A 19,860-nucleotide genomic window follows, 5' to 3' on the forward strand; every position below is an offset into this window, starting at 1 on the left:
CTCCTGAAGAATGGACTTCCTACCCGGCCGACCCTACTGGGCCCGGACCGGCGGCCTCCCGGGCACGCCGCTCCACGAGCGGAAGCGACCGCAACTGCCGTTCCAGATGCCATTGCAGATGCGCCGCGACCAGGCCGGACGCGTCCCGGCGGGTGATCCCGGGCGACGATTCGGCGACCGCCCACTCCCCCTGCAGCAGCGCGTCGAGCAGGGTCAGCACCTCGGGCGCGGGATGCACCGAGCCGGCGATGCGGCAGTCCGGGCACATCGAACCGCCGGCGGCGACGTTGAACGCGGCGTGCGGGCCGGGCAGGCCGCAGCGGGCGCATTCGGTGATGGCCGGGGCCCAGCCCGCGTAGGCCATGGCCCGGAGGAAGAACGCGTCGAGCACCAGCGACGCGTCCCGCTGTCCGCCGACCAGTGCGCGCAACGCACCTACGACCAGCAGGTACAGCTTCAGGACCGGCTCGCCCTCCTCAGCGGACAGCCGGTCCGCGGTTTCCGCGATCGCGGACGCCGCGGTGTAGCGCTGGTAGTCGGCCACCAGCGGCAGTGCGAACGCGTCGACCGTCTCGACCTGGGTGATGACGTCGAGCGAGCGGCCGGGATAGAACTGCACGTCCACGTGCCCGAACGGCTCCAGCCGCGCCCCGAACCGCGACGAGGTGCGCCGCACGCCCTTCGCGACGGCCCGGACCTTGCCGTGCCGCCTCGTGAGCAGGGTGACGATCCGGTCGGCCTCGCCCAGCTTGTGCGTGCGCAGCACCACCCCGGTGTCGCGGTAGAGGTTCACCACCCCGACATCGTCCCACTTCGGGGGCGACGCCGGGGCGGGACACCCTGGTTCAGCAGTAGCTGCCGGTGCAGTAGTAGCTGTGCACCTCGGACGCGGCCACCAGGCTGATGATGATCAGGATGATCGCGACGACCCAGCCGAGCGCCCCGAGGATGGTGGCGATGAGGCACAGCGTCTTCGTCGTCTGCGACGCCTGCTGGGCCATCGCGTAGTTGCCCTGCATCTTGTACGTCTGGACCTCGTTCGACTTCATGATCGCGAAGATCGCGAGGATCCACATCAGGAAGATGCAGCCGATCGCCCAGCCCTTATAGTCCTTGATGGCGCTCATGTCGCCGCCGGGCGCGCCGCCGCCGAAAGCGGGCTGGCCATACGGCGCGGGCTGGCCGTAGTGCTGCTGCGGGTACGGCTGTGCCGGGGTGGCGCCGGACTGCGGATACGGCTGCTGGCCGTACGGCTGCTGGGGCTGGCCGCCGTAGGGCTGCTGCGGCTGGCCGTAAGGATTGGTCATCTGGGTTCTCCCCCGGTTTACTCGTTCTTACAGTGAATCGGTACGGATCAGGACTGCGGTGTTTCCGGTGTGGTCATCTGCGCTGGTGCGGGTTCATCGGCTGCGGCTGGCCGGCATGGCCGGGGTGGCCGAATCCTTGCCGCGGCCCGGTCCCCGGCGCCGGCGGCTGGCCGAAGCCCGGGTGCGGAGCGCCGAAACCGGGCTGTGCGGCGGGAAATCCGCCCGGCTGCCCGTATCCCCCGGCCCGCGGCGCCGAAGGAACAGGCACGACGACGGTGTTCAGGATCTTGTCCGAGAACGTCTGCGCCTTGTCGTCCCACAGCGGCCACAGGAAACCGAGGGCGAACGCCAAGCTGTCCAGCGCGTGCGCGAGGTCGCGGACGAACGCCGTCCCGGCGCCGATCGGCTCGCCGGTGGCCTCGCTGACGAGTTTGATGCCGACGACGCGCTTGCCGAGCGACTGGCCGGTGTTGCCGCCGTTGATCCAGCGGTTGACGACCGTCCAGGCGACGTTGCCGAGAATGGTCAGGGCGTAAACGATCGTGCCCGCGATTCCCGACACCATCGTCAGGAGCAGCGCCGCGAGGAGCCCGGCGAGAAGCGGGGCGAGGTCGATGAGGTAGGCCCCGGCGCGCTGGCCCCAGCTCGCGTAGACCGGGCCGTACCCGGCGAACTGGGGGTAGCCGCCCGGTGCCCGCTGTCCCGGCGGCGCGCCCAGGGACGGTCCGCCTTGAGGCGGGCCGCCGGGGTGGCCGTAGGGATAGGTCATCGAGTGTCCCCCTCGTCGTGGTCTCGGCAGGCGAGCGCTGTCGCGGCCTTTGTGGACACGTCAGTGCGCGGGAGCGTACCTCGTCCGGCGGGGCCGGGCCGCGCAGGTGTCCGCATCGGGTGACGGGTTGGACGCGACGGCGGCCGGGCCGGTTCCGGCGACGGCGAAAACGGGGCTAACTCAGACGAACAGGCTGGTGAACGGCGGGAACGGAATGTTGCGCGCGACGAACCACAGCACGAACACGACCGCGACGACGTGCGGCGTCCAGCGCCAGTGCAGCCAGGACCGCATCGTCCGGCCGCGCAGCCGTCCCAGTGTCCACGCGAGACCGCTCCACGCGAACAGCGCGACGAACCCCAGCGCCACCGCGTTGTAGTGCAGCGCGGCGGAAAAATCGCCGTGCAGCACGCTGTATGCCATCCGCAGCCCGCCGCAGCCGGGGCAGTCGATCCCGAAAAGCAGCTTCGTCGGGCACACCGGGAGCGGGCCGCCGGGGGTGGTCGGATCGGCGAACCACACCACGGCGCACGCGATGCCGATGCCGCCCGCCGCGGCCGCCGGAGCGGCGAGAGCCCTTGCCACCGCACGGGTTCCGCGCGCCGGCAGTCCGGAGTAGACGGTGCTCAATGCCACCAGAGCACGTTTCCGGCGATCAGCAGCACGACGAGCGCGACGAGCACGTACAGCCCGACCAGGATGGCGATGCTGAGCGCCGACCACATCGCCCACTTGCGCGCCTCGTCCGCGGCGCGGTGCGCTTCGGCCGCGTATCCCTGGTACCACAAGGTGTTCACCTGGCTGGCCTTGACGATCGCGACGATCCCCAGCGGCAGGCAGCAGAACACGGTCGCCAGGATCGCCCACACCAGATTGCTGTCCGGCGGCGGCGGATACTGCGGCGGGTAACCGTACGACGGAGGGTACGGGCCCTGCGGCGGATACGGGCCGGTCATGCGGTCCCCCTGGACAAATCGGGTGCGGTTCGGCCTGACGCTACCCGCCCGCGCGGGCGGGCGGGATCACCACCGGTCAGAAACCCAGCCTGCGCAGCTGCTTCGGGTCCCGCTGCCAGTCCTTGGCGACCTTGATGTGCAGGTCGAGATAGACCTTCGTGCCCAGCAGCCGCTCGATGTGCTTGCGCGCGGTCGCGCCGACCTCCCGCAGCCGTTCGCCCTTGTGCCCGAGGATGATCCCCTTCTGGCTGGGGCGTTCCACGTACAGCAGCGCGTGGATGTCGATGAGGTCGTCGCGGTCCTCGCGCGGGATCATTTCCTCGACGGTCACCGCGATGGAGTGCGGCAGTTCGTCGCGGACGCCTTCGAGCGCGGCTTCGCGGATCAGCTCGGCGACGAGCGTCTGCTCGGGCTCGTCGGTGAGTTCGCCGCCCGGGTACAGCTGCGGTCCTTCGGGCAGCCGCTGCACCAGCAGGTCGGCGACCGTCTGCACCTGGAAACCGTCCACAGCGGACACCGGCACGAGGTCGGCGAACTCCATCACCTCTTGCAGCGCGACGAGCTGCTCGGCGACCTGTTCCGGCTTCACCAGGTCGGTCTTGGTGACGACGCCGATCACCGGGGTGCGCCGGGCGATCTTCTTCAGCTCGGCGGCGATGAACCGGTCTCCGGGGCCGATTTTCTCGTTGGCGGGCACGCAGAACCCGACAACGTCCACTTCGGACCACGTCTCGTGCACGACGTCGTTGAGCCGCTGGCCGAGCAGCGTGCGCGGACGGTGCAGGCCGGGGGTGTCGATGATCACCAGCTGCGCGTCCTCGCGGTGCACGATGCCGCGGATGGCGTGCCGGGTGGTCTGCGGTTTGCTGGAGGTGATCGCGACCTTCGAGCCGACGAGCGCGTTGGTGAGCGTCGATTTGCCCGCGTTGGGACGGCCGACGAAGCAGGCGAAACCGGAACGATGCGGCTCAGTCACGACTGGAGCACCTCGACCACGGCACCGGACGGATCGGCGAAGATGATCGGCGCGGCCTTGGTCACGTCGCGGACCGCGTGCACGGACGCCTCGGCGACCAGCGCGTCGGCGGTGACCACGGCGGCGGCTTCGAGCCCCTCCGCGCCGCTGGACAGCGCGGCGGCGACGGCGGCCTGCACGGCGGTGAGCTTGAACGACGGCTGGTCGACGGTGGCGGCGGCGTAGGTGCGGCCGTCGCTGTCGCGGACCGCGGCGCCTTCCGCGGCTCCGGTGCGGGCGCGGGCCGACCGGGCCAGGGTGACCAGCTTCTGGTCCTCGGCGTCGAGGTCAGGCATGTTCGACTCTCCTGTCGTGCTCTTCGGGCTGGGGCGGGCGGGTGCGCGGGCGCGCCGACGACGGCCGGACGACCACGGACGTGATGCGCATCCGGCCGCGGCGGTCCTTTCCCCTTCGGCGAACAGCCGAAGACCGGCGACCTCGGCTTCGGCCCCCGGCAGCGGGACCCTACCCAGTCGCTCGGCGAGCAGCCCGCCGACGGTCTCCACGTCGTGGTCTTCGAGGTCGATGCCGAACAGTTCGCCGAGGTCGTCGACGCTGAGCCGGGACGACACGCGGACCGAGCCGTCCTCGAGTTCTTCGACGTCGGGGCGTTCGTCGGCGTCGGATTCGTCGGTGATCTCGCCGACGATCTCCTCCAGGATGTCCTCGATGGTGAGCAGGCCCGCGGTGCCGCCGTACTCGTCGACCGCGATCGCCATGTGGTTGTGCGTGCGCTGCATTTCCTTCAGCAGCTCGTCGAGCCGCTTGGAGTCGGGCACGAAGCTCGCCGGATTCATCACGGCGTCGACCACGGTGCTCGGCCCGTCCGGGCCCATGTACTCGGGCATGAGGTCTTTGATGTTGACCACGCCGACGATGTCGTCCACCGAATCGTCGATCACCGGAACGCGGGTGAAGCCGGTGCGCAGCGCGAGCGCGAGGGCCTGGCGGACGGTTTTGGTGCGCTCGATCCACACGATTTCCGTGCGCGGCACCATGACCTCGCGGGCGACGGTGTCGCCGAGTTCGAACACCGAGTGGATCATCTCGCGCTCGGAGTCCTCCACGACGCCGCGTTCCTGCGCGAGGTCGACCAGCTCGCGCAGCTCGACCTCGGAGGTGAACGGGCCTTCGCGGAAACCGCGGCCGGGGGTGATCGCGTTGCCGAGCACGATCAGCAGCCGCGACAGCGGGCCGAGGACCGTGCCGAGGGCGCGGACCGGTCCGGCGACGATCGTGCCGACGCGGTAGGGATGCTGGCGGCCGATGGTGCGCGGGCCGACGCCGATGATGACGTAGCTGACCACGACCATGACGACCGCGGACACCAGGATGGCGAGCCACAGCCGGTCGAACCACGCGACGAAGGACACGGTGACCAGCACCGTGGCGGTGATTTCGCAGGCGAGCCGCAGCAGGAGCAGCAGGTTGATGTGCCTGCGGCGTTCGGCGACGACCGCGGCGAGCTGGCGGGCGCCGACGCGGCCGGTGCGGACGAGGCCGTCGACCCTGGCCTGCGACACCGTGCCGACCGCGGCGTCGGCGGCGGCGAACACGCCGGCGAGCAGCACCAGCGTCACCGCGATGACGACCTGTGCCGGGGGGTTTCCCATGGTCGGACCCTAGGGCGTTTCCCCGGGCTGCGGCGCGTCGAGCCCGGCGATGCCGAGCACGCGGTCGTCGACGTCGCGTTGCGCGTCGCGGGCCTCGTGCGCCGCGACCGCGGCCTGGAATTCGCCGAGGATCCGCTTCTGCAGCCCGAACATCTCGCGTTCCTCGGCGGGTTCGGCGTGGTCGTAGCCGAGCAGGTGGAGGCAGCCGTGGACGGTGAGCAGGTGCAGTTCGTCGATCAGCCGGTGGCCCGCGGTTTTCGCCTGGTCCTTCGCGAAGGCCGGGCAGAGCACGATGTCGCCGAGCAGCGCCGGGGACGAGTCGGGCGCGTCCGGGCGGCGCGAGGAGTCGAGTTCGTCCATCGGGAAGGCCATGACGTCGGTGGGCCCCGGCAGGTCCATCCAGCGTTCGTGCAGGTCTTCCATCACCTCGAGGGTGACGCACAGGATGGACAGCTCGGCGAGCGGGCTGACCTCCATTTTGTCGAGCGCGTAGCGGGCGGCGGAGACGATGGACGCCTCGTCGACGTCGACGCCGGATTCGTTGGCGATCTCGATGCTCATCGGCGGGTGCCTTTCCAGCCGCCGGTCTGCTGCTCCTGCGCGTCCTGCACGGCCTGCCACTTCTCGTACGCGTCGACGATGTCGCCGACCAGTTTGTGCCGGACGACGTCCTGGCTGGTGAGTTCGGCGAAGTGCAGGTCCTCGACGCCGCCGAGGATGTCGCGCACGACGCGGAGCCCGCTGCGCTGCCCGCCGGGGAGGTCGATCTGGGTGATGTCGCCGGTGACGACGATCTTGGCCCCGAACCCGAGCCGGGTGAGGAACATCTTCATCTGCTCGGGCGTGGTGTTCTGCGCCTCGTCGAGGATGATGAACGCGTCGTTCAGCGTGCGACCGCGCATATAGGCCAGCGGTGCGATTTCGATCGTGCCCGCCTGCATGAGCCGCGGAATCGACTCCGGCTCGACCATGTCGTGCAGCGCGTCGTAAAGCGGCCGCAGGTACGGGTCGATCTTCTCGTTCAGCGTGCCCGGCAGGTACCCGAGCCGCTCGCCGGCTTCGACCGCGGGCCGGGTCAGCACGATCCGCGTGACCTGCTTGGCCTGCAACGCCTGCACGGCCTTCGCCATCGCGAGATACGTCTTGCCGGTGCCGGCGGGCCCGATGCCGAAAACGATCGTGTGCTTGTCGATCGCGTCCACGTACCGCTTCTGGTTCAGCGTCTTGGGCCGGATGGTCTTCCCGCGCCGCGACACGATGTTGAGGCTCAGCACCTCGGCGGGCGACCCGTCGCCGCTGGACAGCATCCCCACCGTCCGCCGCACCGTGTCCGGCCCGACCTGCTGCCCGCCGCCGGCGAGCTGCACCAGCTCGGTGAACACCCGCTCGGCGAACGCCACGTCGGCCGGGGTGCCGGTCAGCGTGACCTCGTTGCCGCGCACGTGCACGTCCGCGGCCAGCAGCTCTTCGGCCACTCGCAAATTCTCGTCGCGCGACCCCAGCAGGCTCAGCTGAGCCCCGTCCGGGATCGGAAATCGAACCTGTGCCTCGGCCGATACCCGATTGTCAGGTCGGGCGGCTCCACCCGTCTCAGTTCCGGCCACGTGGCCTCGGTCCTGCTTTCTGCGCACTTCGCAAGTCGACGTACAGGGACCCTTGAATGCTACTTGCCCTGCTCCCCGCGCCGCAGCCCGGTTTCAGTGCACTCCGGCGCCTGGCCGCCCGAACAACCCCAACTGCTCCCCACCCAGGACATGGGCATGCACATGAAACACCGTCTGCCCAGCATCAGCATCGGTATTGAACACAACCCGATACCCACTCTCCGCAACACCCTCGACCTCAGCGACCTTCCGAGCAGCCACCAACACCCGGCTCAACAACTCGGGATCAGCCTCAGCCAACTCCCCCACATTCCGATACCTCTTCCGAGGCACCACCAGCACATGCACCCGAGCCTGCGGATTGATGTCCCGAAACGCGAACGTAGCGTCATCCTGATACACCACGTCCGCCGGAATCTCCCCAGCAATAATCCGCTCAAACAACGTCTCCGCCGCATCGCTCATGGGAACACCCTACAAACAGAGGCCCACCAACCCCAGAAGGCGACCGACGACGCACCAAGGCGACCGACGCACGAGACGCAACCACCGCACCGTGGGGGTCCGGGGGGCTCGGCCCCCCGGGAGTAATGGCGGAACCAGCGGCGGCGAAGAATCGCGCCAGCGATTCGAAGACGCCGCGGCGCGGTGGAGCCTGGGGGTCGCTCCACCGCCGCCGCGGCTCCGCCGGACCGAGGGGGAGGTGCCCGGCGGGGTTCGGGTTCGCGTACTCAAGAGTAATGCCCGCGGGCAAGCAGGCTGAAACCCTCGTGTTCGCACGTTGCGAAGCAGCGTAGCCGCCGGGGGTGCGGCGCGCCATCACCTGGTGCCGATGTTTAGGGGTTCTGCCGGGTTTTCCGGGCTCGCGGCTCAGTGCCAGCGGCCGGTGAGTACGCCCAGCGCACCCAGCGCGACGGCGGCCGCGGTGGAGGTGCGCAGGACGGTCGGGCCGAGGCGGACCGTGGTGGCTCCGGCGGCTTCGAGGGCGGCGAGTTCGTCGTCGGTGATGCCGCCTTCGGGGCCTACGACGAGGAGGAGGTCGCCACCGTCGGGCAGGTCGAGGTCGGCGAGTTTGCTGGTCACGCCGGATTCGAGGACCAGCGTCGCGGACATCGTGGCGGCGAGCTGCGCGAGTTCGCGCGTGCCGACCGGTTCGGCGACCACGGGCACGTGGGCGCGGCGAGCTTGTTTCGCGGCGGAGCGGGCGGTTGAGCGCCAACGGGCCAGTGCTTTGTCGCCGCGGGGCCCGTCGTCCCAGCGGGCGACGCTGCGGGCGGCGCGCCACGGCACGATCGCGTCCGCGCCGGCTTCGGTGGCCAGTTCGACGGCCAGCTCCCCGCGGTCGCCTTTCGCGAGCGCCTGGGCGACGTGGACGCGCAGCGCGGGCGGTTCCTCCTGCCAGCGCTCCAGGACGGTGAGGGTGACCGTCGGGGCGCGGCCGGCTTCGACGGCGTCCACGGCGCAGCGGGCCATCGCGCCGGCTCCGTCGGAGAGCACGAGCTGCTCCCCCACGCGCAGCCGGCGCACGGTGGCCGCGTGCCGGGCTTCCTCGCCGTCGAGCAGTGCCCGTCCTTCGGCGGGCACCGCCGGGGCGAGGAAGACCGGCAGTGTGGTTTCCGGCACAGTCAGCGGTTCTTCGCGCGCAGCTTGGAGAACAGGCCGCCGTGCTTGCTGCCGTTGGCGGCGAGCGTCGGCACTTCCTCGCCGCGCTGCTGGGCCAGCTCGACCAGCAGGTCGCGCTGGGACTCGTCGAGCTTGGTGGGCACCACGACGTCGATGTGCACGTGCAGGTCGCCGCGGCCGTCGACGCGGCCGGACGAGCGCAGCCGCGGCATGCCCTTGCCGGTGAGCACCAGTTCGGTGTTGGGCTGGGTGCCGGGTTCGACGTCGAGTTCGTAGTCGCCGTCGACCAGGGTGGCGATCGGGACCGTCGCGCCGAGCGCCGCGGTGGTCATCGGGATGCGGAAGTTGCAGTGCAGGTCGTTGCCCTCGCGGACGAACACCTCGTGCGGGGCCTCGTCGATCTCGACGTAGAGGTCGCCCGCCGGGCCGCCGCCGGGACCGACCTCGCCCTGGCCGGACAGCCGGATCCGCATGCCGTCGCCGACGCCCGGCGGGATCTTCGCGGTGACGTTGCGCCGCGACCGGATCCGGCCGTCGCCGCCGCACTGGCGGCACGGGTCGGGGATGACCTCGCCGAAGCCGCGGCACACCGGGCACGGGCGGGCGGTGACGACCTGGCCGAGGAACGACCGCTGCACGGACTGGACCTCGCCGGCCCCGCCGCAGGTGTCGCAGGTCTTGGTGCTCGTGCCCTCGGCGGTGCCCGCGCCGCGGCACAGGTCGCAGACGATCGCGGTGTCGACGGTGATCTCGCGGTCGACGCCGGTCGCGCACTCCTCGAGGGTGAGGCCGAGCCGGATCAGCGCGTCGGAGCCGGGCTGCACGCGGCTGCGCGGCCCGCGCCCCCGTCCGCCGCCTCCGCCCGCGGCGCCGAAAAAGGCGTCCATGATGTCGCCGAGCCCGCCGAAGCCGGCGAACGGGTCGCCGCCCCCGCCGCCGCGGCCGCCCGCGTCCATCGGGTCGCCGCCGAGGTCGACGATCTTGCGCTTCTGCGGATCGGAGAGCACCTCGTACGCGGTGGTCACCTCGCCGAAGCGGTGCTGGGCGTCCTCCGACGGGTTCACGTCGGGGTGCAGCTCACGGGCCAGCTTGCGGTACGCGCGCTTGATCTCCTGATCGCTCGCGTTCTTGGCCACCCCGAGGATCCCGTAGTAGTCCCTCGCCACGTTGCTCTGCCTTCTCCTTCGTGTTCCGCCACGTCCCCGGCCTGCCGCCGGTTCAGCGGCCGGACAGGATCTGCCCCACGTAGTTGGCGACCGCTCGGACCGCCGCGATCGTGCCCGGGTAGTCCATCCTGGTCGGCCCGACGACGCCCATCCCCCCGAGCAGCATGTCGTCCCGGCCGTAGCCGATGGACACGACCGAGGTGCTGCGCATCTGCTCGTCCTCATTTTCCTCACCGATGAGCACGGTGACCGCACCGGGGTTGCGGGCCGCGGCGAGCAGCTTCAGCACCACCACCTGTTCCTCGAGCGCCTCGAGCACCTGCCGCAGCGAGCCGGGGAAGTCCGCGACGTTGCGGGTGAGGTTGCCGGTGCCGCCGAGCACGATCCGCTCTTCCGGGTGCTCGACCAGCGATTCGACCAGGGTGGTGCAGATCCGGGTGAGGTGGTCGCGAAGGTCCGCGGGAGCGCCTTCGGGCAGCTCGGCCACGTTGGCCGCGGCGTCGGCCAGCCGCCGTCCGGCGAGCGCGCCGTTGAGCACCGTGCGCAGCCGCAGCACGGTCTCCTCGGTGACCACGTCGCCGAGGTCGACGGTGCGCTGGTCGACCCGGCCGGAGTCGGTGATCAGCACGAGCATGAGCCGCGCGGGCGTGAGCGGGACCACTTCGAGATGGCGCGCGACGGTGTTGGTGAGCATCGGGTACTGCACCACCGCGACCTGCCGGGTGAGCTGCGCGAGCAGCCGCACCGACCGGCGCAGCACGTCGTCGAGGTCGGTGCCGGAGTCGAGGAAGCTGGTGATCGCGCGGCGCTCGGCGCTCGAGAGCGGCTTGATCTCCGCGAGCCGGTCGACGAAGAGCCGGTAGCCCTTGTCGGTGGGGATCCGCCCGGCGCTCGTGTGCGGCTGCGCGATGTACCCCTCTTCCTCGAGAGCGGCCATGTCGTTGCGCACGGTGGCACTGGAAACGCCGAGGTTGTGCCGCTCGACGATCGTCTTCGACCCGACTGGCTCCTGGTTGGAGACGTAGTCGGCGACGATCGCGCGCAGCACCTCGAAGCGACGCTCGTCCGTGTTCGCCACCGGCACCTCCTTCGCGGTCATCCTGCTACTCACAACGAGTTTACGGACCCGGGAGTGCCCGGCGCGCCCACCGGTCTCGCCAGGGCCGGGTAAAACGCGGGCAAACAATTTTTAATAGCGACGAACCGGGCAATTCGAAACTTCGCTTGCACGGGGAACCGGAACCGGGTTTTCTGCCTCGGAAAGACTGTGAACAACTCGACCCGAAAGCAGCGGCCGACATGAACGCACTTTCTCCCGAAATCGCCGAAATCCGGCAACGGGCCGCCGAGGCGCAAGAACGGCTGAAGCACGTGTCGGCGACCGCCACGAGCCAGGACGGAGCGGTCACCGCGACCGTCAACACCGCCGGTGCGCTGCAGGAACTCCAGTTCGGCTCCCGCGCGGACGAGATGCCGCGCGCCGCGCTCGCCGCCGCCGTCCTGGCCACCGCGCGGCGTGCCCAAGCCCAGGCGGCGCAGCAGCTGACCGCGATCATGGCCCCGGTGATCGGCGAGAACAGCGACGCGATGAAATTCCTCGAAGAACAGATCCCGGAACCGGAAATTCCGGAGGAAAACCCCCGCCGTCGACCCCGCAGCCGCAATTCTTCGACGCGCAGGACGATTCCGCGCCGCCCGCCCGGCCCGCGCGGCCGGTCCGCCGCCCGGCGGACCCGACGGACGACGACGACTACTACGGCGGCCCGGTACTGGGGAGGAACTGATGGCGGACGGTGCGAAGGTCGACCTCCCGGCGCTGCGCGCGCACAAGGGCGAGGTCGAGGACATCGCGGCGGGCGTGCACACCGCGGCGCAGGCCACCGAGTCCGGCCAGTCGTTCGGCGACGACGCGTTCGGCATCGTCGGCCAGGTGTTCGCGATGCCGCTGCAGATCTGGATGTCGGTGGCGACCTCGTTCGTCCAGGACGTGGCCGGCGCGGCCGACGACATCGCGGACCGCCTGCAGCAGGCGCACGATCACTACGACAACCACGAGAAACAGACCGTCGGCCACATCAACGGTCTCGGCAAGGAGCTGCCGGAATGACCGAGACGCAGGAGAACCCGCTGGTCGCGAAGTCGGAGTCGCCGAGCGGGCTGACCACGAACATGGGGTCGTCCTCGAACGAACTGGACAACCTCAACGCGCAGACGTCCGGCTCCGGCATGCTCAACGACGTCGCGGCGACGCTCACCGACGCCCGCAAGGGCGACTGGGGCAACCTCGCGGTCGACGGCCTGACCGACGGCCTCGACCTGCTCGGTGCCGCGATGGACCCGCTCGGCACGCTGGCCAGCGCGGGCGTCGGCTGGCTGATCGAGCACATCAGCTTCCTGAAGGAGGGCCTCGACCAGCTCGCGGGCAATCCGGAGGCGGTCACGGCCAAGGCGGTGACCTGGTCGAACATCTCGAAGCAGCTGACCGAGAGCGCGGAGCAGTACGAGCAGGCCGCGAGCAAGGTCGCGCCGAACTTCCAGGGCCAGGGCGGGCAGGCGTACCAGGAGGCCGCGAAGGGCTACGCGGAGACCCTTCGGGGCGCGGCCGGGCACGCGAGCAGCGCGTCGACCGGGATGAACGTGGCTGCCGCGCTGGTCGGCACCGAGCGCGGGCTGATCCGCGACATGATCTCGTCGTTCGTCGGCGAGCTGATCATCAAGGGCCTCGCCGCGCTCGCGTCGTCGTGGTGCACTTTCGGCGGCACGGTGGCCGCGTTCATCGCCGACACCGTCGTCGAGGGCGGGATCCTGGCGGAGAAGATCGGCACCCGGATCGCGAAGGTCGTGGAGAAGCTGGACAAGCTCGCGGAGAGCGCGGGCAAGTCGAAGGCCGCGATCGAGCAGGCCGCGAACGCGTTGCGCAAGGTCGGCAAGGCGGCGGGCAAGGTCACGGACAAGAGCGTCGACATCGCCGCGGGCCTGGAGAAGAAGGCCGGTGATCTCAAGGAGGCCGGCCGGGCCGAAAGCGCCGCGGAGAAGGCCGAGCGCTGGACTAACAACGCCAAGGAGAAGGTGCCGGGCCGCGAGCATTTCGAACACGCTGGCGAGACTTACTCGGAGGACGGGCGCAGCGTGCTGAACCAGAAGAAGTGGCGTGAGGGAGACGGAGTCCCGGGTTGGAGTCCCGCGGACACTCTCGGCGCCGGTGCGGAGGCAAGGCGGCAGGAGAACGAGCAGTACGACCGGTACGCCGAGGGCTCCGAGGCATACGAGAAGGAACATGAGAAGACCGAAGGCGGCTCCGGCGAGTGAGCAGCGAAACCGCGCAGGCGGCCGCCGACCAGGCCAACCGGGAAGGCCGCCTGCACCCGTCCCAGCGCACGAAGCTGCTCGACGGCAATTTCTGGGTGTCCGTGCTGCTGGTCGCGGCGGGGATCGCCGGGGCGGTCCTGGTTCCGCTCAAGCTGGGCGCCGACAGCGCTTACCTCCGCAACGCCAACGCGGTCAACGCATTCCTCGGCAAGCCGTTGGTGACGTACTGGTCGTTGAACTGGAAGCTGTACCTTCTCGCGCTGTTCCCGCTCGCGCTGGCGGTGTGGTTCGGAAGAGTCGCCTGGCGGCGGCTGGCGGAGGTGCGCGGCGGCAAGCTCGATGTAGTCGCCGGTTGGACACACGACTACGGCCACGTGCTCAAGCCGCCTTCTGGCGGGCAGCACGCGCTGTACCTGTACGAGATCACTGAGCGGATAACGTTCACTTACCTCGTCGTGCGGGGCAAGTCCTACCGGCTCGACCACGACCTGAAAGGCCGGGTGCTCGGCGGGCGCACCAACGCCGCGATCCTCACCCCGCGCAGCAAGATCCTGGTCAACGTGGTCGCGGCGTGACCGCCGATCCCAGAGAGGTGGCGGCGGCCAACCTCGCCGGGAGGTTGCACCGCAGCCAGCGCGGGATGGTCCTCGACGGGCTGTTCTGGGCAGTCTGGGTGCTCGCCGCCGCGATCGTCTCGGTCGGGGTCGTCGCGGTGGTCAAGTCCGGGTTCACCGCTTCCGCGCTGGTGGCCGTGGCGGTCGCGGTGGTGACGGCCGCGGGCGCGATCCGGTTCAGCGTGCATCGCTGTGCCGAGTTCCGGGCACCGCTGACCGTGATCGCCGGGCCCGCGCACGATTTCGGCGCGGGCCCGATCACCGACGACTACCCGATCGGCGTCAAGCACACTCCGCGCGGGCCCGGCGAGATCGAACGGTGGCAGCTGCGCGCGGGCGGGCGCACCTACCCCGTCCCGCGCGCGCAGTGGGACCGCATGGTCGCGGAGCGGATCACTGCCGTCTGCGTGCTGGAGAACCGGCGGCGGGTGGTGAACATCGTCCTCGACGGCGGTACCCGGTGAAGCGGTTCAAGAGTTCTTCGGGAACCCCAAGTTCACCCCCGCGTGCGAGGTGTCCGGCCAGCGGGACGTGACCACCTTCGTGCGCGTGAAGAAATGGAACCCCTCCGGCCCGTACGCGTGCGTGTCGCCGAACAGGGAGTCCTTCCAGCCGCCGAACGAGTAGTAGCCGACGGGCACCGGGATGGGCACGTTGACGCCGACCATGCCCACTTCCACCTCGTTCTGGAAGCGGCGCGCGGCGCGTCCGTCGCCGGTGAAGATGGCGGTTCCGTTGCCGTACGGGTTGGCGTTGATGAGCGCGAGCGCGTCGTCGAAGCTCGTGGTCCGCGCGACGGACAGGACCGGGCCGAAGATTTCGTCGGTGTACACCGCCATACTGGGGGTGACGCGGTCGAAAAGCGTGGGGCCCAGCCAGAATCCGTCGTTCGCGCCGTCCGCTTCCACGCCCCGGCCGTCCATCACCAGTTCCGCGCCTTCGGCCACCCCTTTGTCCACATAGGACGAAACGCGCTCGTGGTGTGCCCTGGTGACCAGCGGGCCCATCTCCGACGACGGCTTGCGTCCGTCGCCGACGCGCAGTTTCCGCATCCGGTCGACGATTTTGGCCACCAGCTCGTCCGCGATCGGTTCGACGGCGACCACCACCGACACCGCCATGCACCGCTCCCCCGCCGACCCGAAACCGGCCGAGACCGCGGCGTCCGCGGCCAGGTCGAGGTCGGCGTCCGGCAGCACGATCATGTGGTTTTTCGCCCCGCCGAGCGCCTGCACGCGCTTTCCGTGGCTGGTGCCGGTTTCGTAGACGTAGCGGGCGATCGGGGTGGAGCCGACGAACGAGATCGCCTTGACGTCCGGGTGTTCGAGCAGGCCGTCGACCGCGACTTTGTCGCCCTGCAGCACGTTGAACGCGCCGGCGGGCAGGCCCGCTTCGGCGAGCAGTTCGGCGATGAACAGCGCCGCGGACGGGTCCTTTTCGCTCGGCTTGAGCACGACGGTGTTGCCGCACGCCAGCGCGTTCGGCACGAACCAGAGCGGCACCATCGCGGGAAAGTTGAACGGCGAGATCACGCCGACCACGCCGAGCGGCTGCCGGATCGAGTAGACGTCGACACCGGTGGAGGCGTTCTCGCTGAACCCGCCCTTGAGCATTTGCGCCGCGCCGCACGCGTACTCGACGTTCTCGATCGCGCGCGCGACTTCGCCCGCCGCGTCCGACTCGACCTTGCCGTGCTCGCTCGTCACGATCTTCGCCAGCTCGTGCTTACGCGCCTGAAGCAGTTCCCGAAAGGCGAAGAGCACGCGCGTCCGCCCGGCGAGCGACGTGCCCTGCCAGCCCGGCAACGCAGCGGCCGCGGCGGCCACCGCCTGCTCCACCTCGGCCGGTCCCGCGAAGTCCACCTGCGCGCTGACCTGGCCGGTCGCCGGGTCGTACACGTCGCCGGTGCGTCCGGTGCCGACGACCGGCTTGCCGTCGATCCAATGGCTGATGCGGTCGGTCACGACGTCCGCTCCTTCCGGTCGGGTGCTCACGAGTCTCCGGGCGAGGCGCCTGGGTCCGCCATCGACAACGTGTACGGACTACCCCTCTCCGCCGTACAGTCTGTGCCCTGACGGCCAGCAAGGGGGAACCGATGTACCCGACCGTCGCCGAGGCGCTCGCGTTGCCGGTGCTGCGCCAAGGCTGTCCGCGCGTGGTCGCGGGCAGCACTGGGCTCGAACGGCGGGTGCGCTGGGCGCACGCGGCCGAGGTCGCCGACATCGCGCATCTGCTGCGCGGCGGGGAACTCGTGCTCACCACGGGAGTCGCGCTCCCCGACGACGACGCGACGCTGACCCGGTACGTCGCCGACCTCGCCGATGTGGGTGTCGCGGGCCTGGTGGTCGAGCTGGTGCGGCACTGGAACGACCGGCTGCCGCGCGCCCTCGTCGCGGCGGCTGAGCAACGCGGGCTGCCGCTGGTGACGCTGTCGCGCGAGACCCGCTATGTCGCGGTGACCGAGGCAGTGAACGGGATGATCGTGGACGCGCAACTCGCCGAGCTTCGGGCCGCGGAGCGGGTGCACGAAACGTTCACGTCGCTGACCGTCGCCGGAGCCGAGCCCGCCGCGGTGCTGGCCGAGGTGGCGCGGCTGACCGAACAACCGGTCGTGCTGGAGACGCTGGAACACGAAGTCCTCGCCTACGACACCGCGGGCACGGATCCGGGCGAGCTGCTCGTCGGCTGGCCGGCTCGGTCGCGCGTGGTGCAGGTCGGCGAGCGCACCGGGTACCACTCGGCGGCGGGCTGGCTGGTCACCGTGGTCGGCGCGCGCGGGCATGACTGGGGACGGCTGGTGCTGGTGTGCGCCGAGCCGCCGCCGCATCGGTATCAAGTGGTCGCCGAACGGGCGGCGTCTGCGCTCGCGGTGCACCGTCTCGTCGCGCGTGACTCGGACACTCTCGAACGGCAAGCGCACCGCGCAGTGCTGACCGAACTGCTGAATTCGCCCGCGCCGACTGCGGAAATCCTCGCGCGGGCGTCTGCGCTCGCCGTGCCGCTGACGGGCCGACAGTTGGTCGGTCTAGCGGTGCGGCCACGCATCACCAGCACTACGCGACCGACGCTGTCCACGCCGCCGCTGTTGCGCGAGTTGGCCGAAGCCACCGCACTCGCGACGAGGCGAGCGAAGGTGTCCGCGCTAGTCTCGACCGACGAGACCGCCGTACGCGCGCTTCTCGCACTCTCGCCGGAAGCCAACGCCGACGCGGTCCTTCAGCGCCTAGCCACCGACATCCACGACGCGCGCGCTTCGGCGCCCGCAGCGCTCGGCGTAGGCACGACCGTCACCGGACCCGCTGAAGCACAACGCACTTTGGTCGAAGCCGCACACGTCGCTGCCGCCGCGCTCGACGAGGACGACGGCCAACCCTTGCACCGTCTCAAGGACGTTCGGCTACGCGGCCTGCTGCACCTTCTCGCCGACGACGAGCGCGTACACGCCTTCGCCGCGCGAGAGCTGGGCCCGCTCCTGGAACGTGACGCAGCGTCTGGCAGCCGCCTCGTTCCGGCGCTGCGGCACTACTGCGCGCACGGCGGCAACAAGTCTGCCGCAGCCGTCGCCGCCCACACGTCGCGGACGGCGTACTACCAGCAACTCGCCCGCATCGAACAGGTGCTGGGAGTGCGACTGGAAGATCCGGAGTCGATGCTGTCGCTGTACGTGGCATTACTCGCGCACGACCTCGGCGCCACCACCCGTCCGAGCGAGGAAAACCCACCCGGACGAGGAGCACAGTGATCGGGTTCGCGGTGCCGATATCCCTCGTATGGTGTTCTCTTCCTTCGCTCCGGTCGCCGCGGCTCTGATCGGATTCGGCGGCGTCGCCGCGCCGCACGTCCCGGAGTCCACGATGCAGCTGACCGTGCACGAAACCTCCGGCCGCGTCACGAGCGCGTCCCTGACCTGCGACCCCACCGGCGGCACCCATCGCCACCGCGACACCGCCTGCGCGACGCTCGCCGCGGCGGACGGCGATTTCGCCCGCATCGCACCGCATCGGCAGAAGTGCACGATGATCTATTCGCCGGTGGACGTCACGGCGCTGGGCAGCTGGCGGGGCACGCGCGTGACGTACCGCGCCACGTACCCGAACAAGTGCGTGGCGGACAGCCAGTCGAACGGGGTGTTCGCGATCTAGCCCTCGTGCTCAGTCGCAGCGAGGGCCCGGGAGGACAGTTTCGCGGGCCCGCGCGCGGCTGAGATTCCAGTCGGGCCAAGCGTCGTCAGGCAGCCTGGTGAGCACTGGGCGCAGGATGCAGGCCGCGTCCGGACGCCGTTCGGCCACCGTGGGAACGACGTCGGCGGAGAACCGGGACAGGTAGCGGACGTCCAGCGGTTTGCCGTGCGCCGCGCGGTCGAGGTTGGCGTCGGCGATCAGGGCCTCCGGGTTCGCCGTGGCCAGGCCCAGCAGCGCCAGCGCGCCGGTCGCGATCGCCGCGCGGGGCAGCCAGCTCGCGCGGAGCGTGCCCAGTGTCGCGGCCGTCAGGAGAAACACCACGCCCAGCCAGATCTCGCAGACCTCCACCACCACGCGCAGCACGGTGAACCCGTAGGCCTGCTGGTATGTCCACATGCGACTCAATGCCGAAAGCACCAGCACCAGGCTCAGCACCGCCAGGGCACCGAGCAGCGCGCGCAGCAGAATCCGGTCGGCGCGGCTGGTTTTCGGGGCCCAGCGCAGTGCCGCGGTCACGATGCCGAGCGTCAGGACCGTGCACGCGCAGAGCTGCCAGAAACCGCTGCGGGCGTAGTCGGCCGAGGTGAGGCCGTCGGTGCGGAGGACGTAATCCGTGCCGCCGAAGAGGGCCACCGCCTGCACCAGGACGTATGCGGTGAACAGCACTGCCAGGGTAGCGAGCGCGGCCGTCCACAGTAGACGGTCGCCTGCGGTGGTAGTCCGGTTTTCCCGCTCCGGCAAGGGATCCGCGGAGATCAGGAACGCACCGGCGGTGCCCCCGAAGGCCACCACGAACACCAGCGCCCATTGGAAGGCCGAGTCGGGTCGCACTGCTGGGACGAGACCGTCGACGAAATGCGCGAAGTTCGCGTCCGCGCTGATCAGCAGCGGCAGGAACACGGCCACCACCAGCGCGGGCACCAGCACCGCCGCGAAGACCCGCGTTTGACCCCGCCCGGAACGCCGCTCGCGGCGAAGCACCCACGGCACCGCGCGGAACGCTTCGAGAGGAATCGCGAGAGCGTCGTAGGTGGTGCCGTGGACGGTCCGCCGCCCGACCACCGCGAGCGACGCCGCGACGCCCGCCGCCAGCACACACAGCACGAACAGCCAGTCCGCCGCCCGCACCGCGCCGACGCTCAGCAACGCGACCGCCAGCACTCCCCACCCCGCGCGCCGCCACCGCAGGCCCTTCCGCACGACCAGCACCGCGACGCCCGCCAGCGCCGCCGCCAGCACCCACCCGACCCCGGGCCGATCCACCGGCACGAGCGTCGCGGCGGCCACCGCGACCGCCACCGCCGCCAGCCTCGCCCCGGCGGGCACCGCCGCCTCGGCACGGGCGAACAACGGCCGCGGTCCCGAACGCCGCTGGTCTATCACCACAATCCCAGGCGGAACCGCGTGCGCGGGCCGGACTTCGACGTCTTCGGACATGAACCCTCTCTTCGCAATCGCAAACTTCGGCGGGAACTTCGCTCCCCTGGGCAGGACAAGGCGGGGTCAGTGGCCGGTGAGGTGCCGCAGTGCTTCAGGGAGCCATCCGGCGGCTCACCGCCGCGAGCCGTCGGACCTCAGCGGCGATGCTCCGCCAGGCTCAGCGGCCAACCGCCTCGGTCATCCCCGGCCGCTGACCCCACGACCAGCTCCGCCAGATCAGCCACGGCCAAGCAGCCAGCCACTCGCGCCGCGACGATCCGCCC

At 70.4% G+C, this 19,860-nt stretch carries 21 protein-coding genes and 2 pseudogenes; 7 read left to right on the forward strand and 16 right to left on the reverse strand.

Features of this window, described 5'->3' with window-relative positions; translation table 11 throughout:
* Positions 1–19: 19 nt before the first annotated feature.
* From recO to hrcA, 14 genes and pseudogenes are all read right to left on the reverse strand, one after another.
* Positions 20–796 (reverse strand): DNA repair protein RecO, encoded by a 777-nt coding sequence (gene recO / locus RPX00_RS45935; RefSeq protein WP_406635502.1) that lies wholly within the window; start codon positions 794–796, stop codon positions 20–22.
* A gap of 49 nt (positions 797–845) precedes the next feature.
* A complete protein-coding gene (locus tag RPX00_RS45940) occupies positions 846–1,307 on the reverse strand; it encodes a CD225/dispanin family protein (protein WP_406635504.1) in 462 nt (153 codons plus the stop codon).
* A 73-nt stretch (positions 1,308–1,380) separates the two neighbouring features.
* Positions 1,381–2,076 (reverse strand): RDD family protein, encoded by a 696-nt coding sequence (locus tag RPX00_RS45945; RefSeq protein WP_406635506.1) that lies wholly within the window; start codon positions 2,074–2,076, stop codon positions 1,381–1,383.
* Positions 2,077–2,256: 180 nt separating this feature from the next.
* The gene (locus tag RPX00_RS45950) at positions 2,257–2,712 is read right to left on the reverse strand and encodes a DUF2752 domain-containing protein (protein ID WP_406635508.1); all 456 of its coding nucleotides are present in this window, start codon (positions 2,710–2,712) and stop codon (positions 2,257–2,259) included.
* The gene (locus tag RPX00_RS45955; RefSeq protein ID WP_406635510.1) at positions 2,703–3,032 is read right to left on the reverse strand and encodes a CD225/dispanin family protein; all 330 of its coding nucleotides are present in this window, start codon (positions 3,030–3,032) and stop codon (positions 2,703–2,705) included. The genes RPX00_RS45950 and RPX00_RS45955 overlap by 10 nt, the downstream gene beginning before the upstream one ends.
* 76 nt (positions 3,033–3,108) lie before the next feature.
* Positions 3,109–4,008, reverse strand: coding sequence for a GTPase Era (era, locus tag RPX00_RS45960; RefSeq protein ID WP_406635512.1), 900 nt, complete (start codon positions 4,006–4,008; stop codon positions 3,109–3,111).
* A complete protein-coding gene (locus RPX00_RS45965) occupies positions 4,005–4,343 on the reverse strand; it encodes a cytidine deaminase (protein ID WP_406635514.1) in 339 nt (112 codons plus the stop codon). Before RPX00_RS45965 ends, era begins: the two co-directional genes overlap by 4 nt.
* A pseudogene (locus RPX00_RS45970) lies at positions 4,336–5,660 on the reverse strand (hemolysin family protein). The gene RPX00_RS45965 and the pseudogene RPX00_RS45970 overlap by 8 nt, the downstream one beginning before the upstream one ends.
* A gap of 9 nt (positions 5,661–5,669) precedes the next feature.
* Positions 5,670–6,221: an rRNA maturation RNase YbeY gene (gene ybeY / locus RPX00_RS45975; protein ID WP_406635516.1), complete on the reverse strand. Its 552-nt coding sequence runs from the start codon at positions 6,219–6,221 to the stop codon at positions 5,670–5,672.
* A complete protein-coding gene (locus RPX00_RS45980; RefSeq protein ID WP_406635518.1) occupies positions 6,218–7,264 on the reverse strand; it encodes a PhoH family protein in 1,047 nt (348 codons plus the stop codon). Before RPX00_RS45980 ends, ybeY begins: the two co-directional genes overlap by 4 nt.
* A gap of 93 nt (positions 7,265–7,357) precedes the next feature.
* Entirely contained in the window at positions 7,358–7,729 is a 372-nt protein-coding gene (locus tag RPX00_RS45985; RefSeq protein ID WP_406635520.1) for a histidine triad nucleotide-binding protein, read from the reverse strand.
* A 405-nt stretch (positions 7,730–8,134) separates the two neighbouring features.
* A complete protein-coding gene (locus RPX00_RS45990; RefSeq protein ID WP_406635522.1) occupies positions 8,135–8,887 on the reverse strand; it encodes a 16S rRNA (uracil(1498)-N(3))-methyltransferase in 753 nt (250 codons plus the stop codon).
* A 2-nt stretch (positions 8,888–8,889) separates the two neighbouring features.
* Entirely contained in the window at positions 8,890–10,053 is a 1,164-nt protein-coding gene (gene dnaJ / locus RPX00_RS45995) for a molecular chaperone DnaJ (RefSeq protein WP_378312389.1), read from the reverse strand.
* A 52-nt stretch (positions 10,054–10,105) separates the two neighbouring features.
* The gene (gene hrcA / locus RPX00_RS46000; protein ID WP_406635524.1) at positions 10,106–11,131 is read right to left on the reverse strand and encodes a heat-inducible transcriptional repressor HrcA; all 1,026 of its coding nucleotides are present in this window, start codon (positions 11,129–11,131) and stop codon (positions 10,106–10,108) included.
* Between the two features lie 221 nt (positions 11,132–11,352).
* Between hrcA and RPX00_RS46005 the strand changes: the two are divergent.
* The 5 genes and pseudogenes from RPX00_RS46005 to RPX00_RS46025 form a co-directional block, all read left to right on the forward strand.
* Positions 11,353–11,565: pseudogene (locus RPX00_RS46005) on the forward strand (YbaB/EbfC family nucleoid-associated protein); the annotation flags it as partial.
* Between the two features lie 271 nt (positions 11,566–11,836).
* Positions 11,837–12,160, forward strand: coding sequence for a type VII secretion target (locus RPX00_RS46010; protein ID WP_406643318.1), 324 nt, complete (start codon positions 11,837–11,839; stop codon positions 12,158–12,160).
* Positions 12,157–13,362, forward strand: coding sequence for a hypothetical protein (locus RPX00_RS46015; RefSeq protein WP_406643320.1), 1,206 nt, complete (start codon positions 12,157–12,159; stop codon positions 13,360–13,362). The genes RPX00_RS46010 and RPX00_RS46015 overlap by 4 nt, the downstream gene beginning before the upstream one ends.
* Positions 13,359–13,937: a hypothetical protein gene (locus RPX00_RS46020; protein WP_406635526.1), complete on the forward strand. Its 579-nt coding sequence runs from the start codon at positions 13,359–13,361 to the stop codon at positions 13,935–13,937. The genes RPX00_RS46015 and RPX00_RS46020 overlap by 4 nt, the downstream gene beginning before the upstream one ends.
* On the forward strand, positions 13,934–14,440 hold the full coding sequence (locus RPX00_RS46025; protein ID WP_406635528.1) for a hypothetical protein: 507 nt from the start codon (positions 13,934–13,936) through the stop codon (positions 14,438–14,440). Before RPX00_RS46020 ends, RPX00_RS46025 begins: the two co-directional genes overlap by 4 nt.
* A 6-nt stretch (positions 14,441–14,446) precedes the next feature.
* Here the strand turns inward: RPX00_RS46025 and RPX00_RS46030 are convergent, their stop codons facing one another.
* Positions 14,447–15,940, reverse strand: coding sequence for a CoA-acylating methylmalonate-semialdehyde dehydrogenase (locus RPX00_RS46030; protein WP_406635530.1), 1,494 nt, complete (start codon positions 15,938–15,940; stop codon positions 14,447–14,449).
* A 131-nt stretch (positions 15,941–16,071) separates the two neighbouring features.
* Here RPX00_RS46030 and RPX00_RS46035 point away from each other — a divergent pair, with 131 nt between their 5' ends.
* Together RPX00_RS46035 and RPX00_RS46040 are read left to right on the forward strand one after the other, a co-directional pair.
* On the forward strand, positions 16,072–17,718 hold the full coding sequence (locus RPX00_RS46035; RefSeq protein WP_406635532.1) for a PucR family transcriptional regulator: 1,647 nt from the start codon (positions 16,072–16,074) through the stop codon (positions 17,716–17,718).
* Positions 17,719–17,746: 28 nt separating this feature from the next.
* On the forward strand, positions 17,747–18,118 hold the full coding sequence (locus RPX00_RS46040; protein ID WP_406635534.1) for an SSI family serine proteinase inhibitor: 372 nt from the start codon (positions 17,747–17,749) through the stop codon (positions 18,116–18,118).
* A gap of 9 nt (positions 18,119–18,127) precedes the next feature.
* Here the strand turns inward: RPX00_RS46040 and RPX00_RS46045 are convergent, their stop codons facing one another.
* Positions 18,128–19,594, reverse strand: coding sequence for a DUF4153 domain-containing protein (locus RPX00_RS46045; protein ID WP_406635536.1), 1,467 nt, complete (start codon positions 19,592–19,594; stop codon positions 18,128–18,130).
* Positions 19,595–19,860: the final 266 nt, after the last annotated feature.

This window comes from Amycolatopsis sp. WGS_07 (genome assembly GCF_045278895.1).
GTDB lineage: Bacteria > Actinomycetota > Actinomycetes > Mycobacteriales > Pseudonocardiaceae > Amycolatopsis.

Coding starts and splice junctions, on each gene's coding strand:
- RPX00_RS45940 (WP_406635504.1), bottom strand. CDS start 1,307: ATGACCAATCCTTACGGCCAGCCGCAGCAGCCCTACGGCGGCCAGCCC.
- RPX00_RS46045 (WP_406635536.1), bottom strand. CDS start 19,594: ATGTCCGAAGACGTCGAAGTCCGGCCCGCGCACGCGGTTCCGCCTGGG.
- RPX00_RS45985 (WP_406635520.1), bottom strand. CDS start 7,729: ATGAGCGATGCGGCGGAGACGTTGTTTGAGCGGATTATTGCTGGGGAG.
- RPX00_RS46010 (WP_406643318.1), top strand. CDS start 11,837: ATGGCGGACGGTGCGAAGGTCGACCTCCCGGCGCTGCGCGCGCACAAG.
- ybeY (WP_406635516.1), bottom strand. CDS start 6,221: ATGAGCATCGAGATCGCCAACGAATCCGGCGTCGACGTCGACGAGGCG.
- RPX00_RS45965 (WP_406635514.1), bottom strand. CDS start 4,343: ATGCCTGACCTCGACGCCGAGGACCAGAAGCTGGTCACCCTGGCCCGG.
- RPX00_RS46035 (WP_406635532.1), top strand. CDS start 16,072: ATGTACCCGACCGTCGCCGAGGCGCTCGCGTTGCCGGTGCTGCGCCAA.
- RPX00_RS46040 (WP_406635534.1), top strand. CDS start 17,747: ATGGTGTTCTCTTCCTTCGCTCCGGTCGCCGCGGCTCTGATCGGATTC.
- RPX00_RS46015 (WP_406643320.1), top strand. CDS start 12,157: ATGACCGAGACGCAGGAGAACCCGCTGGTCGCGAAGTCGGAGTCGCCG.
- RPX00_RS45955 (WP_406635510.1), bottom strand. CDS start 3,032: ATGACCGGCCCGTATCCGCCGCAGGGCCCGTACCCTCCGTCGTACGGT.
- RPX00_RS45945 (WP_406635506.1), bottom strand. CDS start 2,076: ATGACCTATCCCTACGGCCACCCCGGCGGCCCGCCTCAAGGCGGACCG.